The organism is Nonomuraea sp. K271, assembly GCF_009908215.1.
GTDB lineage: Bacteria > Actinomycetota > Actinomycetes > Streptosporangiales > Streptosporangiaceae > Nonomuraea > Nonomuraea longispora.
Map to the genome: position 1 here is coordinate 1 of NZ_JAAAHR010000101.1, position 14,972 is coordinate 14,972.

Sequence of the window (14,972 nt, forward strand, 5' to 3'; positions counted from 1 at the left end):
AGCCGCGGACGATCAGCCGGGTGGGCACCACCTGCCTGCGCGCCTTGGACCGGTCGCCGTCCAGCCGCGACAGCACCAGTTCCGCCGCCGCGGCCCCCATCCGCGCCGGGTCCTGCGCCACCACCGTCAGCGGCGGGTCGAGGACCTCGGCCAGCGGCAGGTCGTCGAACCCGACCAGCGCGACGTCCGTGCGCCGTGCCCGGGCCAGCGCCACCACCGCTCCCATCGACGCGAGGTTGTTGGCCGCGAACAGCGCCGTCGGCGGGTCGCTCAGCGTCAGCAGTCGCAGGGTGGCCCGGGCCGCGGCGTCCTGGTCGTGCCCGGTCTCGACAAGCGAGCGGTCGAACGGCAGCCCCGCCCGGTCGAGGGCGTCGCGGTAGCCCTGGAAACGTTCGCGGCGGGTGTAGAGCGAGGCGGGCAGGTCGCCCACGAAGCCGATGCGGCGGTGGCCGTGCGCGATCAGGTGGGCGACGCCGGCCCGCGACCCCTCACGGTTGGCGCTGACGACGCTGTCGGCGGTCAGGCCCACCGCCGGGCGGTCGAGGAAGACGATCGGCAGCCCGGCCACCCGCTCGCCCCGCAGCCCCCGGTGCTCGCTGGTGGCCGAAGGGACGATCATGAGGGCGCTCACCCTGCGGGCCAGGAACGTCGCGACCAGCGACTGCTCCAGGGCGGCCGTCTCGCTGGACGAGCCGACGATGAGCGTCAGACCGCGGGACCTGATGGCGCTCTCGACGCCGCCCGCGACCGTACCGAAGAACGGGTTGCCCATCTCGGGGATGATCAGGCCGATCGCGGCGTCGCGCGCGCCGACCCGCATGTTGCGGGCCATCAGGTTGGGCTGGTAGCCGAGCTTCTTGACGGCCGCCATGACGCGCTCGCGGGTCTCGACGGCGACCGGGCCGTCGTCGTTGAGCACCCGCGAGACCGTCTTGGCGGTGACGCCGACCTCGCGCGCCACATCTGTCATCGTCGGACGCCGCATCCGGCCCATGCTAGTGGCCCGTCCCCGCAGGCGGCGGAGCACCCGTAGGGGGCCGCACCACGACAGCCGGGCCCGGCGGCGCGCTCGTACCGGAAGGTGTCACGACAGCCCGATCGCCTCCGCCGCGTCCTTGTCCTTCACCACGGACTTGCCGTCCGACACCTGGATGGCGCCGGTCATGATGGCGACCACCTCGGCCATGCTGTGGTCGCCCGGGACGATCTCGGCGACCCTGCGGCCCAGGCGCTGGATGTGCACGCGGTCGGCGATCTCGAAGACGTGCGGCATGTTGTGGCTGATCAGCACCACCGGCGTGCCACGGTCGCGTACCTGCCTGATCAGGTCGAGCACCTGGCCGGACTCCTTGACGCCGAGCGCCGCCGTGGGCTCGTCCATCACCACGACGTTCGTGGCCCAGGCGACCGCCCTGGCCACGGCGACGCCCTGGCGCTGCCCGCCCGACAGCGACTCGACCGGCTGGGTGAGCGAGCGCAGCCCGATCTTGAGCTCGGCCATGTGCTTGGCCGACTCCTCACGCATGCGCTTCTTGTCCAGCATCCGGAAGACCCGACCGAGGATGCCCGGTTTCCGTAGTTCCCTGCCCAGGAACATGTTCGTCGCGATGTCGAGCGAGGCGGCGACCGCGAGGTCCTGGTAGACGGTCTCGATGCCGTGCCTGCGGGCGTCGAGCGGGTCGCGGAGACGCACCGGCTTCCCGTCGAGCAGGATCTCGCCGGAGTCCGGCTGCAGCGCGCCCGTCAGCGCCTTGATCAGGCTCGTCTTGCCGGCGCCGTTGTCGCCGATGACCGCGAGCACCTCACCGGGCATCAGGTCGAAGTCGGCGCCGTCGAGCGCGGTCACGTGGCCGTACTTCTTGACCAGGCCGCGCGCCTGGAGCACGGGTTCCGTCATCGGGTCCTCCTGCGGGAGAGCTGGTCGACGGCGACGGCGAGGATCACCAGGATGCCCGTGATGAGGGTCTGGTAGATCGACGGTACGCCCATCAGCTGCAGGCCGTTCCTGAACACCCCCACGATGAGCGCCCCGATCAGGGTGCCCAGCACCATGCCCCGGCCGCCGAACAGGCTGGTGCCGCCGAGCACGACCGCCGTGATGCTGTCGAGGTTGTCGGTCTGGCCGGCCTGCGGGTCGCCCACGCCGGTACGGGAGACCAGCAGCAGGGCCGCGATGCCGTACACGAAGCCGGCAAGCGTGTAGACGCCCACGGTCAGCCGCCGCGTCCTGATGCCGGTCAGCCGGGCCACTTCGGGGTTGTTGCCCAGCGCGTACACGTGCCGGCCCCAAGCCGTCGAGCCCAGCAGGTACGCGAACAGCAGGAACAGCAGGATCGTCAGCAGCGAGCCGTAGGTGACGTTCGTCTGGCCGACCTGGAACGTCTGCCCGAGGAACGTCAGCAGCGGCGGCAGGTCCGTGATGGTCTGCTCGCCGGAGTAAATGTGGGTGAGCGCGAACGCCACGTTCAGCATGCCGAGCGTCACGATGAACGGCGGCAGCGAGATCCGCGTCACCAGCAGCCCGTTGACCAGCCCGAACCCGGCGCAGACCGCGAGCCCGGCGGCGACCGCGAGCAGCGCGGGCAGGCCGCTGTCCACCGCCAGCTTCGTCATCACGATGCCGCCGAACGCCATGATGGCGCCGTTGGCCAGGTCGATGCCCGCGGTGAGGATGATCAGGGTCTGGCCGATGGCCAGCGTGCCGACCACCATGACCTGCTGGATGATCAGGGAGAAGTTCGTGCCGGTGAAGAACTGCTCGGTGTTGAGCCCGAAGTACAGGCAGGCCAGCAGGAGCGCGGCCAGCGGGCCCGCGACGGGGGTGCTGATCAGGCGGCGCGGCAGCGACGCTTCCATCACGGCCACGTTCAGCCCCAGCAGTTCGCCAGGCCGAAGGCGGTGTCCTCGGCCTCGATGCCGTCGGCCGCCTTGTCGGTGATCAGGGTGACGCCGGTGTCGGTGTAGCCGGTGGGCTTCTGGCCGCCCTTGGCGTACGCGCCCACCGCCTTGACGCCGTCCTCGGCCATCTTGAGCGGGTACTGCTGGCTGGTCGCGGCGATCTGCCCCGACTGCACGGCCTTGACGCCGGTGCAGCCGCCGTCCACGGAGACGATCAGCACCTCCTTCTCGCGGCCCTTGGCCTTCAAGGCGGTGTACGCGCCCAGCGCGGCGGGCTCGTTGATGGTGTACACGAGGTTGATGTCGGGGGCCTTCTGCAGGCAGTTCTCCATCGCGGTCTGCCCCTTGGCCTGGTCGCCCCTGGTGTCCTGGGAGCAGACCACGGACGGGTCGCCCTCCCGGATGCCGAACCCCTTCAGGAACCCGTCGTGCCGCAGCTTGCCGACCGTGATGCCGGGGGCCAGGTCGAGGGTGGCGATCCTGGCGGGCTTGCCGGCCATGGCGGCCTTGGCGTACCGGCCGATCAGCTCTCCCGCCTTGAGGTTGTCGGTGGCGAACAGCGCGTCGGTGGCCTCCTGCGGCTCCGTGGGGGTGTCGAGCGCGATGACGAGCACGCCCGCGTCACGCGCCTTCTTGATCGCCGGGACGATGGCCTTGGTGTCGCTCGGGGTGATGAGGATGCCCTTCACGCCGGCGGCGACCATGTTCTCGATGGCGGTGATCTGGGCGGCGTTGTCGCCGTCGAACTTGCCCGCCGCGCTCATCAGCTCCATGCCGCCGGCCTGGGCGGCCTTCTGCGCGCCCTCCTTCATCTTGACGAAGAACGGGTTCGTCTCGGTCTTGGTGATCAGCCCTACCTTGGGGGTGGCGGAGTCGCTTCCCCCGCCGCTGCCGCCGCAGCCGGTGACGAGAAGCACGGTGGCCAGGAGGCCGGCCGATAGCTTTGCATTCATGGCGCTGTCCTATCAGGGGGGATACGATGTCATCGTTGACATATGTCAACGTTGACATCTGCTGTGCTGCGATGATGGACTCCGATCCGAGATACGTCAATGCCCTGCTGCCGTAACGAATCGGCAACGTGCCAGAAAGGCAGGCCCGATGATCGCCGTCCTGGGCGAGTGCGTCGCCGACAGCTTCACCACACGCCACCCCGCCGCTTCCACCGACACGCCCCATGCAGACGACGGTACGGCGGGTCCGGCGTCGCGGCCAGACGACACAGGCGGCACAGGCGGCACAGGCGACGGTACGGACGGCACGGACGGGCTGGCGCTGCGGGTGCTGCCGGGTGGCGGGCCGGCGAACACGGCGGTGGCGCTGGCCAGGCTCGGCACTCCCACCCGCTTCCTGGGCCGCCTGTCACGCGACGTGTTCGGCGCGATGTTCCGCGACCGCCTCACCGCCTCCGGCGTGGACGTGTCGGCGTGCGTCGAGGCGGAGGAGCCGAGCACGCTCTCCGTCGCCGCCCTCGACCCGCACGGGCGGGCCACCTTCACCTTCTACACCGAGGGCGCGGCGGACTGGCAGTGGCGGCCGGACGAGCTGGACCCGGCGCGCGTGGGCTCCTTCAGGTGCCTGCACACGGGCTCCATGGCGCTGGTCGGGAAACCGGGACGTGAGGCGGTCGAGGAGTTCGCGCGCTCGGCCGCCGGGCATGCCACGATCTCGATCGACCCGAACGTGCGCCCCAGCTTCGCCACCAGGGACGACTATCAGATCACCCGCTGGTGCGAGTGGACCGACATCCTCAAGCTCAGCGACGACGACCTGGACTTCCTGCTGCCCGGCACGTCGATGGAGCGCGCCTGCGGCGACTGGCACGCCGCCGGCGCCCGTCTGATCGTCGTCACCAGGGGCGCGGCGGGCGCGCTGGTGTCGGTGGACGGCGAGCGGGCCCACGTGCCGGCGCCGCAGGTGGACGTCGTGGACACGGTCGGCGCCGGTGACGCCTTCACCGCCGGCCTGCTGCACGCCTTGGACGCCACGGGCCACCTGGGCGGGCGTCTCGGCGACCTGGACCTCGCGACGGCGGTGGCGGCGGCCGGGTTCGCCGCCCGGGTGGCGGCCCGGACGTGCTCAGTGGCAGGCGCCAACCCGCCCTGGTCGCACCACCTCACCTCCCCGGCCCCGCGCTGAGCCCGAACCGGGCGACCCCGGCCGGTGACATGGGGCGTCCATACCGCGGTGCCCCGGCCGGTGGCGGCCCGGTGCGGGCGGCGGCGCACGCGGGTGACGTCACGTTGCCAGCCGATGTGTCACGTGCCGCGCAGGCCGGCGAAAAGGTCGTCCTCGCGGGCGGGGGCGTCGACCTTGCACAGCTTGCGCTCGAAGGCCTCGAGGGAGAAGGCCTGCTGCTGGATGTGCTCGGGCATGTCCAGCACGAAGATGTTCTCCCCCTGGCTCTCGTGCGCCTTGAGGGCCTTGAGCTTGCGCTCGGTGTAGGGGCCGACGTCGACGAGGGTGGTGACCCGCTCGTCCGGGGTGCCGAAGTCGCCGGACGGCTCGAAGCCGAGCTCCACGCCGTGCTCGCGCAGCAGCTCGAACATCTTCCTCATCTCGGCGCGGGGCATGGCCGTGTAGTAGAACTTCTCGGGGATGCCGGTCGCCTCGACGGCCGCGACCGTGACGCGGTGCGCCTGGACGTGGTCGGGATGGCCGTAACCGCCGCCGCCGGTCTCGTCGTAGGTGACCACGACCTGCGGGCGGTAGCGCACCATCAGGGCGCCCAGCTTGGCGGCCGCCACCTCGACCGGCACGTTGGCGAACGCGCCGGCGTGGGCGTTGCCCTCCCAACCGTCCATGCCCGAGTCGCGGTAGCCGAGCAGCTCCAGGTGGTCGACGCCCAGATGGCTGACCGACTCGCGCAGCTCGGCGAGCCGCCGCTCGGCGACGGCCGCGTCGTCGTGGCCGGCCTCGCCCGGCTTCGCACCGCCCTCGGCGTCGCCTTGCTCGCCGTTGGTGCAGGTGACCAGGACGGTGCGGATGCCTTCGGCGGCGTAGCGGGCAAGGATGCCGCCGGTGCTCAGGCACTCGTCGTCGGGGTGGGCGTGCACGACCATCAGGGTGAGTTGCCGATCCATGACGCGAACACTATCGGCCGGCCCCGACAAACCGTACTCGACCAGTACGGCGGTGCTCGCGTACCTGAGGGGGCGGCGCGATGATGCGCGGCCGCCGGTCCTCGCAGGGTCGCCTGCGCGGACCCGGGCGGCCGCGGCGGCGGCGCGGCCTCCAGCACCGCTCGGGCGTAAGGGCCGCCACCCTCGGCGTGACGGGCCAGCACCGGCGCGCCGGCGATCTCGGGGGAAGAGCTCATGTCCGCAGCCGGTCATCCGGCGACAGTCAGTACGATCTTTCCGGTGGCTCGGTTGGTCTCGCCGAGCTCATGTGCCTTGGCCGCCTGCTCGAACGGCAGGACGGTGTCGACCTCGACGCCCAGCCGTCTCGCCTCGACCAGCTCGGCGATCGTCGCCATCGCGGCGTTGTCCGGTTCTACGAGGACGAAGCCTGCCCAGATGCCGCGCTCCCCGGCCTGGCGAAGGAGGTCCTCGTCAGGCTCCGGGTTGAGCCGGGCAAGAGTGCCGCCGTTCCGCAACGTCCGCAGGGAACGCGCCCCGTAGTCGCCGCCGATGCTGTCGATCACCAGGTCGACGTCGCGGACCGTCTCGGCGAAGTCCTCCTCGGTGTAGTCGATCACCTCGTCGGCGCCCAGCTTGCGTACGAAGGCGTGCTTGGACCGACGAGCGGTACCGATCACGTATGCGCCTAGATGCTTGGCGAGCTGCACGGCCAGATGGCCGACCCCGCCGGCGGCGGCATGGATCAGCACGCGCTGGCCCGAGCGCACGTTCGCGGTGTCGTGCAGGACCTGCCACGCGGTGAGCGCCGCCAGCGGCAACGCCGCGGCGTGCACGTGGTCGAGGCCGGCCGGTTTACGGGTGAAGTGCCGCGACGGAGCGGTCACGTACTCCGCGTAGCCGCCCGCCTTGTGCGGGAAGCGGGGCATGCCGAAGACCTCGTCACCAGGCCGGAAGCGGGTGACTCCGAGGCCCACGGCCTCGACCACCCCGGACACGTCCCAGCCGAGGATGGCGGGCGGGTCGCCCAGCAGCCTGCCGGTCATTCGTGACTTCCAGTCCGTGGGGTTGACGCCGGCCGCGTAATGAGAGACGGCTTCGGTTGACAGTCGGCTGGTGCCGCCGGGCTCGTCCTCGGGACATGTCAACGGTCGAGTGCGTGTCGGCTGGCAGGTGCCGCCAATCCGTTCGCCGCGGTGCGCGGTATTTCCACTGGTCGCACGCGTTATGACCATCCTTTGACCGTGGCCGGAACGCTCTTGACATTCTCCGCGCGCGAAAGAGCGCCCCGTGTCGGCGAGGCGCTCTTTCTGCTGCTGTTCTGTGACGCGATCTATGCCGGGGGCTCCCTGGTTCTGCTCGACGACGGCGAAGCGCTTCTCGCGCGATCCGCTGATGATAGGCCGTCCTCCAGCGCGCGGGGTCAGCTGGAGGCGGCGGGGCTGGGTGCGCTTGCACTCGACTGCCAGACGCTGACCGGCCCGGCGCCTCTTGGTCTCACTGTCTGTCTGGCGTGGACCGCTGAGAAGGTGTCCCTGACCCCAACCATGATCAATAAGGGAAACTTAAGCCGGTCACAGACCCCGGTGACGATTGGTCCGGCGATGTGTCGATGTGCACGCAGCGCGGTTCGTCTAAGAGGTATGGCCTCCCGGCAGAGGAGAACTCACACCCATATGAAGAAGGAATCATCGTGCACGCCAACGAAGAACTCGCCACGATCCGGATCCCGCGCGGCCTGGCCGAGCGGCGGGCCCATGCTCGAGACCGGCTCGAAACCGGCTTCCAGATGTGGCTGGCCACCGGCAGCGACGGCCATGGTGCGCATCTGATCCCCGTGGCCTATACCTGGGACGGCTCAGCCCTGTATACCGCGACTTTTGCTAAGAGCCGCACCGTCGCCAATATCAAAGGACACCCACAAGCGCGAGTCGCTCTCGGCGACACCGCAAACGTCATCATGATCGACACAAGTGCGTCGCTCGTGGATGTCCCCGACATCGGCACCGACATCGCCGAGCACTACGCCAAAGTCTCCACAGACCCCCGTACCTACCCGGAGGGCACGTTCGTCTACCTACGCCTGCACCCCCGACGCATCCAGGTCTGGAACGGCCTTCACGAATTCGTCGGGCGCACCGTCATGCGGGACGGCCAATGGCTGGATAACCCCGTCGACTGAGCACGTTCCATGCTGAATTCGCTGGTGGCGGGGGTTATCCGGGGTGCTGCCGCCGTCCGCGGCGGCGCAGGCCGCCGCGATGGCCCCCGCACGACTCATGGCCCATGACCACCACCAGCGGGCAGCCCAGCACGCTCCCCCGACGGCCGAGCTGCTCCACCACGCGTCCGCGATCGTCATCGTCATCGTCAGCGGCGGCTTCGGCATCGACGGGCCAGACATCGAGGGGTCGCTCCCGCTCTGCCCAGCCTGGACATTCAGCCGCTTCTGCAGATGGCTTTGCTTACCGACTCCGGCCCCGCCCGCGACACCCTGCTCGACCTGGCCCGCACCGACCTTTCCCGAGCCGGCGCCGACGCCCAGCAAGATCTTGAAATCCTCGCCATGTGCATCCGGCCCGGCACCACCACCATGGCCGCCACCCCTCTGCCGGTACCCGACACAGACCGCGAAGACCTGGACGAGCCGATCCGCCGCGCGGGCTGGCTCGACATCTGCGCCGCGACGACACCCTCGCCGCCGCCTGCGTCGAACAAGCCCTGATGTGGGACGGCGGCAAAGACTTTCCCGCCAGCCAGCCCCAGAACATCGACCCGGCAACCCGGTGCGGCGCCGAGTGGGTGCGGGCCCGGATTCAGGCGGAGCTGGGCCGGGATGCGGTCATCACAGGGTGGTCGTATCGGCTGCTGTCGGTGGAGGAGCGAGGGAGTGCCGCCGCCGCGGTGCGCGCCGCGGCCGGAGGCATCGGCGATCGGGGCAACGTGCGGATGCTGCTCGTGGTGGAGGCCGAGGCGCTCGACCCCGTCGCGGACGCCGACGCGCTGGCGCTCCTGGCAGGAGCGCCAGCGGGCAGTCGCGTCGCTTACGAGATCGCCTACCGGGTGCGGGGCGGGCTGCTGGGCAGGCTGCTCGGACCGGGCGGGCGATCACGGTAGTGGGCGTTGCGCGGAATCAGGACGGTCGAGGCCAGCACGGTGGCCAGGGCGGAGGCGATCAGGACCGCGCCCTTGACGTGTTCGAGCATGCCAGGGTGGCCGGGGTAGGCAAGTTCGCTGATCAGCAGCGAGACGGTGAAGCCGATACCGGCCAGCAGCGCCATGCCGATGATGTCGGTCCAGGCCAGGCTGGGGTGAAGCTCGGCCCGGGTGAGCTTGGCGGTCAGGTAGGCGCCGCCGGCGATGCCGAGCGACTTGCCCAGCAGGAGGCCGGCCAGCACGCCCAGCGCCACCGGTTCGGACAGCAGCTCTGAGGGGTTGTCGAGGGCGACACCGGCCGAGGCGAGCGCGAACAGGGGCAGGACCAGCCCCATGGTGACGGGCCGCAGCAACTGCTCGGCGCGATGGCTGGGATCCCCGCCCACAGCGCCGCTCTGGTCGCTGGTACCGGTCTCGTCGGGCCGGCCGGGCAGCGGACGGGTGCGCATGAGCAGGCCCATCGCGGCGCCGGCGATGGTGGCATGGATGCCGCTGGCGTGCATCAGCGCCCAGATCGCCAGCGCCAGCGGGGTGTAGATCACCCATCCGGCGGCGCGGGTGCGGGCCTGCCAGGCCGTCAGCGCGCCGGCCAGCGGGCCGTGGCCGCGCTGCAGGTAGCCGAACAGGGCCAGCAGGGCCAGCGCCCCGGCCAGCGGAGCCAGGGACAGGTCACTGGGGTAGAAGGCGGCGATCACGATGATGGCCACCAGGTCGTCGACCACGGCCAGGGTGAGCAGGAAGGTGCGCAGCGCGGCGGGCAGGTGGCGGCCGATGACGGCCAGCACGGCCACCGCGAAGGGGGCGTCGGTGGCCATCGGGATGCCCCAGCCGCGTGCGGCCTCGCCGCTGCCCCAGGTGATGGCCGCGAAGAGGGCGGCCGGGACCAGGACGCCGCACAGCGCCGCGACCATGGGCAGCAGGGCGCGGCGCGGGTGGCGCAGGTCGCCGTGGGTGAACTCCTGCTTGAGTTCGTTGCCGACGATGAAGAAGAAGATCGCCAGCAGGCCGTCGGAGGCCCACTGCTGCACGCTCAGATGCAGATGCCAGGCGCTGGGGCCGAAGGACAGGGCGCGCAATGCCTCGTAGGTGCCGCTGTAGGGGGAGTTGGCCCACCCCAGCGCGATGACGGCGGCGGCGATCAGCAGCAGGCCGCCGACCGCATCGCGACGCAGCGCGGCGCTCAGCCGGGAGAGCATGGGCGGGGAGATCGTGGTCATGGACAGGGATACCTCGCATCAGATGCGGCGCTGCGCCGGCACGGCCCAGCCCGCACGCCGTGATGAGGCACTATCGTGCGCGGGCAGGCGTGGGCGGGTCCGGGCCGGCGGCTGCGCCGGGGCCGGAAAACGACCGGCCGCCCGCGCTCACGCGGACGGCAGGGCATGGCCGGACCGGTCAGGCACCCCCACCCAACAGTGGGCCGGTCAGGAGGGCTGGACCTGGTCTCAGCGGGAAGGCCGTCCCGGCGGGCAACCGGCGATCTCTCCGTGCGCTTGGGTCCCCCACGAGCTCAGCCAGCCGTTGGTCCCCGGGTGGCGCCGCACTCCGGGCGGCCAGGTCAGCGCCCACCGCCACACCGGCAGCCGGCGACGGCCCGCAGCGCCGAAGCGTCCGGGGGCGTGGCTGATCGATGAGCGCGACACTCCACCACCTTATCGGGCGAGATCACACGGATGGAGACCGCGCTCATGCGCCGCCCGCACGGCAGAGCACGGGAGAGAACGCGGTAGGACGGCCGACGCGGCCGATGCGTGCCTCCTGCTATGGATCCGTCAGAAGATCACCGACACGGTGCAAAGATCCCGGTGCCGCACGAGTTGCCGGACTCCGGCGGTGGGATCGATGCCGATGACGGCGCCGCGGCCCGCACCCGGGTCCTCAACGCCGACGCCTTCCCCACCGCCGCCGCCATTGCCGCCGTCCTCATCGACAACGCCATCCCCGCCACAGCCGGCGATGACCGGCAACGGGAGGAAGTGTCACGTTAACGTGGCACTCCGCGGCCGGGCTGGACGTGCTGGCGGTCGCGCGGCCGCACCCGCCACCAGCCGCCCGGCACCTGGCCCGGACCTGCCGGCTTTTACGGAACTGGCCGCCCGCCTGCTGCAGGCCGCAGCAGAAACCGCCGGGGAGACCGGCGACCCCCGAGGACCCGCCGACCTGGTCGATCTGGCAGCTGCCGGCCCCGCGCGCTGCCGTAGTGCTGAACACCCTCAGCGCTCTGCCGGACAGCTCAGACGAGACGATCGGGGCGGCAGCAGACGCTGCGTACATGGCGGCCCGGTACCGGGCAAGCCAGGGACCTTACGTTGCGGCTGCAGTCGAATACGGCGAGGTCTTCACCGCCCGGCAGCGGATCCTCGGCCCCGACCACCCCGACACGCGCAGAACCGCCAGGTAGATCGACCTTCTTGCGGAAGGCAAGCTTGATCATCCTTCACCGATCAAGCGCGCTTTGGATATGCGAACTCACCGGGTCGCCTGTTTCGTAGGACCCGCCGTCACGGACGACGCCATGCTCGCCGCGCGCTCCACCTCCGCGACCAGGAACTGAGCCTGCGGGAGATCGCCGAGCGGCTCGTCATCTCCACCGGGAAGGAAGAAGGCCGGCACCCGTCAGCGGCCACCGTCATGCGGATGCTCCACGACCACAATGACGAGGCGCTGGAAGCTTCTGGTTACGGATGGCTACCTGGCTCCTGGCCGTGGCTTCAAAAGTTCGAGGCCGACACACAGTTCGTAGGTCCGGGATCGGGTATCAGTGCTTGTCTTCCAGCGCGGCCAGCCGTTCGGCTACTTTGTCGCCGATGGTGACGAGCATCGCCATCTCGGTCGCAGTGAGATGATCGATGAGCACGTCGCGGACGTTGGCCACGTGCTGCGGAGCCGCGATCTTGATCAGGTCGCTGCCCCGGGGAGTGATGGCGACTACCGCTCCCCGTTGGTCGGCGAGGCACCGCTCGCGGGACACCAGGCCGCGATTTTGCATCCGGCCCAGGTGCTGTGACAGGCGGCTCTTCTCCCAGTGCAACAGCCGGCCGAGTTCGAACGACCTCAGCCGGCCTTCGGGCGCCTCAGAGAGATGGGCCAGCACCTTGTAGTCAGCGGCGGACAGCCCGCACCGGTTGCGCAGCTGCCGTTCGAGGAACTCCGACAGCCCGTCCTGCATCTTCATCAGGCTGCGCCAGGCCTGCTGTTCCCGCTCGTCCAACCAGCGCGGCTCGGTCATGCATGTCACTTTACCGTCTGGTTGACATGGTAACCAAGTGCCACGTACATTTGGTTCACAAGTTAACCAAATGGAGGGTGTCGACGACATAGCCGTTGACGACGACGGGTGGGGTATGGCGTCCTGTCCAGCTCCAGAAAGCAGGCACACCAATGAGCAGCATCAGCATCATCGGCCTGGGGAACATGGCCGGCGCCCTGGTCGGCCGGGCGCTCGTCGGCGGCAACGCCGTCGAGATCATCGGCCGCGACCCGGCCAAGGCCAAGGAACTGGCCGCCGCGCTCGGCGGCGCCACTGCCGGGACGGCCGGCGCCGCCCCGGCCGGCGACATCGTTATCCTCGCCGTCCCGTACGCCAGCGCGGCGGCGGTGGTCAGCGAGTACGGGGACGCACTTCACGGCAAGGTCATCATCGACATCACCAACCCCGTCTCTCCCGATTCCCAGGGCCTTGTCACCCCCGACGGCAGTTCCGGCGCGCAGGAGATCGCCAAGGTCGCCCCCGCCGGTGCGCACGTCGTGAAGGCGTTCAACACCGTCTTCGGTCACATGCTGGCGCAGGGCAACCCGCTGGACGTGCTCATCGCCGGCGACGACGCCGAGGCCAAGGCGACTGTGTCGGCGTTCATCAGGAGCCTCGGACTGCGGCCGATGGACACCGGCCCCCTGGGAATGGCGCGCTGGCTGGAGGGAACGGGCCTGGTGATGATCGGCCTGGGCCGCCATGGCGCGGGGAGCTTCAACTTCACCCTCGGCGTCAACACTTCTGCCTGAGCGCGCCCGCACCACTACTTCTCGCGCCACATCAATCACAAGGAGCAGTAGCATGCGCGTTTTCGTCACTGGCGGGACCGGCCATTCCGGTTCGTACATCGTCCCCGAACTCATCGCCGCCGGGCACGAGGTCACCGGCCTGGCCCGATCGGACACGGCCGCGGCGGCGCTGTCCGCGCTCGGCGCGAAGGTGCGCCGCGGCGACCTCCAGGATCTCGATGGGCTCAAGGAAGCGGCTGCGGACTCCGACGGCGTCATCCACGTCGCGCACCGGCAAGACCTGCTTCCGTCCGGCGGGATCCACGCCGTGGCTGCCGCCGAGCTCCCGATCATGCTGGCCTACGGCGAGGCACTCGGGGGAACCGGAAAGCCGCTGGTCACGGCAGGGAGCATCGGCTCGCCCGGGCAGGGATTCCTGGGCCGGACGGCCACCGAGGAGGATCCGGCCCTTCCCAGTGGGGATGAGCACAAGGGCACCCTGCGGGCTCGCAACGTCGTGGAAACCACCGTAATCGGCCTCGCCGAGCAGGGCGTGCGGTCTTCGGTCGTGCGTATCGCCAACATCGCGCACAGCACGACCGATCGTGCCGGCTTCCTCGTGCAGCTGATCGCGCTCGCGAAGGAGAAGGGCTTCATCGGCTATCCAGGAGACGGCGCGAACCTGTGGAACGCCGTGCACATCCGCGATGTCGCCTCCTTGTTCCGCCTGGCGCTGGAGAAGGGGCCGGCCGGCAGATACTGGCACGCGGTCGACGACGGGGGCATCCCGTTCCGGGAGATGGCCGAGGCTATTGGCAGCCGCCTGGGCCTGCCCGCCGTGAGCGTTCCCGTGGACGAACTGATGCTGCCGGGATACTTCGGGTTCCTCGCGAACATAGTCACGCAGAGCTACCCGGCGTCCAACCTCATCACCCGCCGGACCCTCGGCTGGGAACCCGCTCAGCCCGGACTGCTAGCCGATTTGGACAACGGCCATTACTTCTCCGCCAGCTGACGGCAGGGACCCCCATCGCAACGAGTCCGGCGAATCGCAAGGATACGACTCTTGGGAGGGACGCTGAGAATATGACGACTGTGGGATTCATCGGAAGCGGATACATCGGCACTACCATCGCGCGGCTCGCCATCGAGGCCGGGCACCAGGTAGTGCTCAGCAACTCGCGCGGTCCCGAAACGCTCGTGGACACGGCCGCGGAACTGGGGCCGCGGGCGTCCGCGGCGACGAGCGGGGAGGCCGCGGCGGCCGGTGACATCGTCGTGGTCACGGTGCCGGTCAAGGCGTTGCCCAGCTTGCCCGCCGCGCCACTGGCCGGGAAGACGGTCATCGACACGTGCAACTACGGCCCCGAACGTGACGGGTACATCCCCGAGCTCGACAGCAAGTCGCTCACCTCGAGCGAACTGCTGCTGGGGTACATCCCGGACGCCATGGTCGTGAAAGGGTTCAACAACATCTTCTTCAAGCACCTGCAGTCACTCGCCCGCCCGGCGGGGGCGGCCGACCGTTCCTACCTGCCGATCGCCGGCGACTCCGCGCCGGCGAAGGCGTCGGTGACCGAGTTCATCGAATCCATCGGGTACAGCGTCGTGGACGCGGGACCACTGGCCGATAGCTGGCGGCAGGCGACGGGCACGCCGGTGTGGGGGACCCCGTACGGGCCGGCCTCGAACGAGAAGGGCCAGCCGGTCGGCGAGGACGCCATCCGCGCGGCACTGGCGGCCGCAACGCGGTAACCGCGAGTTGGCGCGGGCCGCGGTATGGTCCGACCGTGTTGTGACGCGACCTCCTCGGAGGCGAGACTCCAGGGAAGACGAACCAGGACCGGCTCAACGGCT

At 70.1% G+C, this 14,972-nt stretch carries 17 protein-coding genes; 7 read left to right on the top strand and 10 right to left on the bottom strand.

Annotation, left to right across the window (positions count from 1 at the left end):
• The 4 genes from GUY59_RS29140 to GUY59_RS29155 all read right to left on the bottom strand — a co-directional run.
• The coding region (locus tag GUY59_RS29140) for a LacI family DNA-binding transcriptional regulator (protein WP_201761476.1) at positions 1-985 on the bottom strand (985 nt) is incomplete at its 3' end.
• 99 nt (positions 986-1,084) lie between these two features.
• Positions 1,085-1,897, bottom strand: coding sequence for an ATP-binding cassette domain-containing protein (locus GUY59_RS29145; protein WP_138203061.1), 813 nt, complete (start codon positions 1,895-1,897; stop codon positions 1,085-1,087).
• Complete coding sequence (locus GUY59_RS29150; RefSeq protein WP_138203059.1) at positions 1,894-2,856, bottom strand: ABC transporter permease; 963 nt, start codon at positions 2,854-2,856, stop codon at positions 1,894-1,896. The genes GUY59_RS29145 and GUY59_RS29150 overlap by 4 nt, the downstream gene beginning before the upstream one ends.
• An 11-nt stretch (positions 2,857-2,867) precedes the next feature.
• Positions 2,868-3,851 (bottom strand): sugar ABC transporter substrate-binding protein, encoded by a 984-nt coding sequence (locus GUY59_RS29155; protein WP_138203057.1) that lies wholly within the window; start codon positions 3,849-3,851, stop codon positions 2,868-2,870.
• A 148-nt stretch (positions 3,852-3,999) separates the two neighbouring features.
• On the opposite strand from GUY59_RS29155, the gene GUY59_RS29160 reads away from it, so the two are divergent.
• Positions 4,000-5,037 (top strand): carbohydrate kinase family protein, encoded by a 1,038-nt coding sequence (locus GUY59_RS29160; RefSeq protein WP_138203055.1) that lies wholly within the window; start codon positions 4,000-4,002, stop codon positions 5,035-5,037.
• A gap of 119 nt (positions 5,038-5,156) precedes the next feature.
• Here GUY59_RS29160 and GUY59_RS29165 read toward each other — a convergent pair whose 3' ends face one another.
• Together GUY59_RS29165 and GUY59_RS29170 are read right to left on the bottom strand one after the other, a co-directional pair.
• Positions 5,157-5,981 carry a PIG-L family deacetylase gene (locus GUY59_RS29165; RefSeq protein WP_138203053.1) on the bottom strand — a complete coding sequence of 275 codons (825 nt, stop codon included), beginning with the start codon at positions 5,979-5,981 and terminating at the stop codon, positions 5,157-5,159.
• A gap of 248 nt (positions 5,982-6,229) precedes the next feature.
• Positions 6,230-7,213: an NADP-dependent oxidoreductase gene (locus GUY59_RS29170; protein ID WP_138203051.1), complete on the bottom strand. Its 984-nt coding sequence runs from the start codon at positions 7,211-7,213 to the stop codon at positions 6,230-6,232.
• A gap of 458 nt (positions 7,214-7,671) precedes the next feature.
• Here GUY59_RS29170 and GUY59_RS29175 point away from each other — a divergent pair, with 458 nt between their 5' ends.
• The 3 genes from GUY59_RS29175 (at position 7,672) to GUY59_RS29185 (ending at position 9,095) form a co-directional block, all read left to right on the top strand.
• A complete protein-coding gene (locus tag GUY59_RS29175) occupies positions 7,672-8,160 on the top strand; it encodes a pyridoxamine 5'-phosphate oxidase family protein (protein ID WP_201761477.1) in 489 nt (162 codons plus the stop codon).
• 273 nt (positions 8,161-8,433) lie between these two features.
• Entirely contained in the window at positions 8,434-8,703 is a 270-nt protein-coding gene (locus tag GUY59_RS29180; protein WP_138203049.1) for a hypothetical protein, read from the top strand.
• Positions 8,703-9,095 (top strand): hypothetical protein, encoded by a 393-nt coding sequence (locus GUY59_RS29185; protein WP_138203047.1) that lies wholly within the window; start codon positions 8,703-8,705, stop codon positions 9,093-9,095. The genes GUY59_RS29180 and GUY59_RS29185 overlap by 1 nt, the downstream gene beginning before the upstream one ends.
• On the opposite strand, the gene nhaA is transcribed toward GUY59_RS29185, so the two are convergent.
• From nhaA to GUY59_RS29205, 4 genes are all read right to left on the bottom strand, one after another.
• The gene (gene nhaA, locus GUY59_RS29190) at positions 9,035-10,351 is read right to left on the bottom strand and encodes a Na+/H+ antiporter NhaA (protein ID WP_138203045.1); all 1,317 of its coding nucleotides are present in this window, start codon (positions 10,349-10,351) and stop codon (positions 9,035-9,037) included. The two genes, GUY59_RS29185 and nhaA, sit on opposite strands and share 61 nt — an antisense overlap.
• A gap of 555 nt (positions 10,352-10,906) precedes the next feature.
• Positions 10,907-11,101, bottom strand: a complete 195-nt coding sequence (locus tag GUY59_RS47705) for a hypothetical protein (protein WP_171055471.1) — start codon at positions 11,099-11,101, stop codon at positions 10,907-10,909.
• Positions 11,102-11,367: 266 nt separating this feature from the next.
• Positions 11,368-11,568, bottom strand: coding sequence for a hypothetical protein (locus tag GUY59_RS29200; RefSeq protein ID WP_138203041.1), 201 nt, complete (start codon positions 11,566-11,568; stop codon positions 11,368-11,370).
• 324 nt (positions 11,569-11,892) lie between these two features.
• Positions 11,893-12,363 (bottom strand): MarR family winged helix-turn-helix transcriptional regulator, encoded by a 471-nt coding sequence (locus GUY59_RS29205; RefSeq protein ID WP_138203039.1) that lies wholly within the window; start codon positions 12,361-12,363, stop codon positions 11,893-11,895.
• 152 nt (positions 12,364-12,515) lie between these two features.
• Between GUY59_RS29205 and GUY59_RS29210 the strand changes: the two genes are divergently transcribed.
• The 3 genes from GUY59_RS29210 to GUY59_RS29220 all read left to right on the top strand — a co-directional run bounded on the left by GUY59_RS29210 (position 12,516) and on the right by GUY59_RS29220 (position 14,870).
• Entirely contained in the window at positions 12,516-13,136 is a 621-nt protein-coding gene (locus GUY59_RS29210) for an NADPH-dependent F420 reductase (RefSeq protein WP_138203037.1), read from the top strand.
• Between the two features lie 52 nt (positions 13,137-13,188).
• Positions 13,189-14,130 (top strand): SDR family oxidoreductase, encoded by a 942-nt coding sequence (locus GUY59_RS29215; RefSeq protein ID WP_138203035.1) that lies wholly within the window; start codon positions 13,189-13,191, stop codon positions 14,128-14,130.
• Positions 14,131-14,201: 71 nt separating this feature from the next.
• Entirely contained in the window at positions 14,202-14,870 is a 669-nt protein-coding gene (locus tag GUY59_RS29220; protein ID WP_201761478.1) for an NADPH-dependent F420 reductase, read from the top strand.
• The last annotated feature ends 102 nt before the right edge of the window (positions 14,871-14,972 follow it).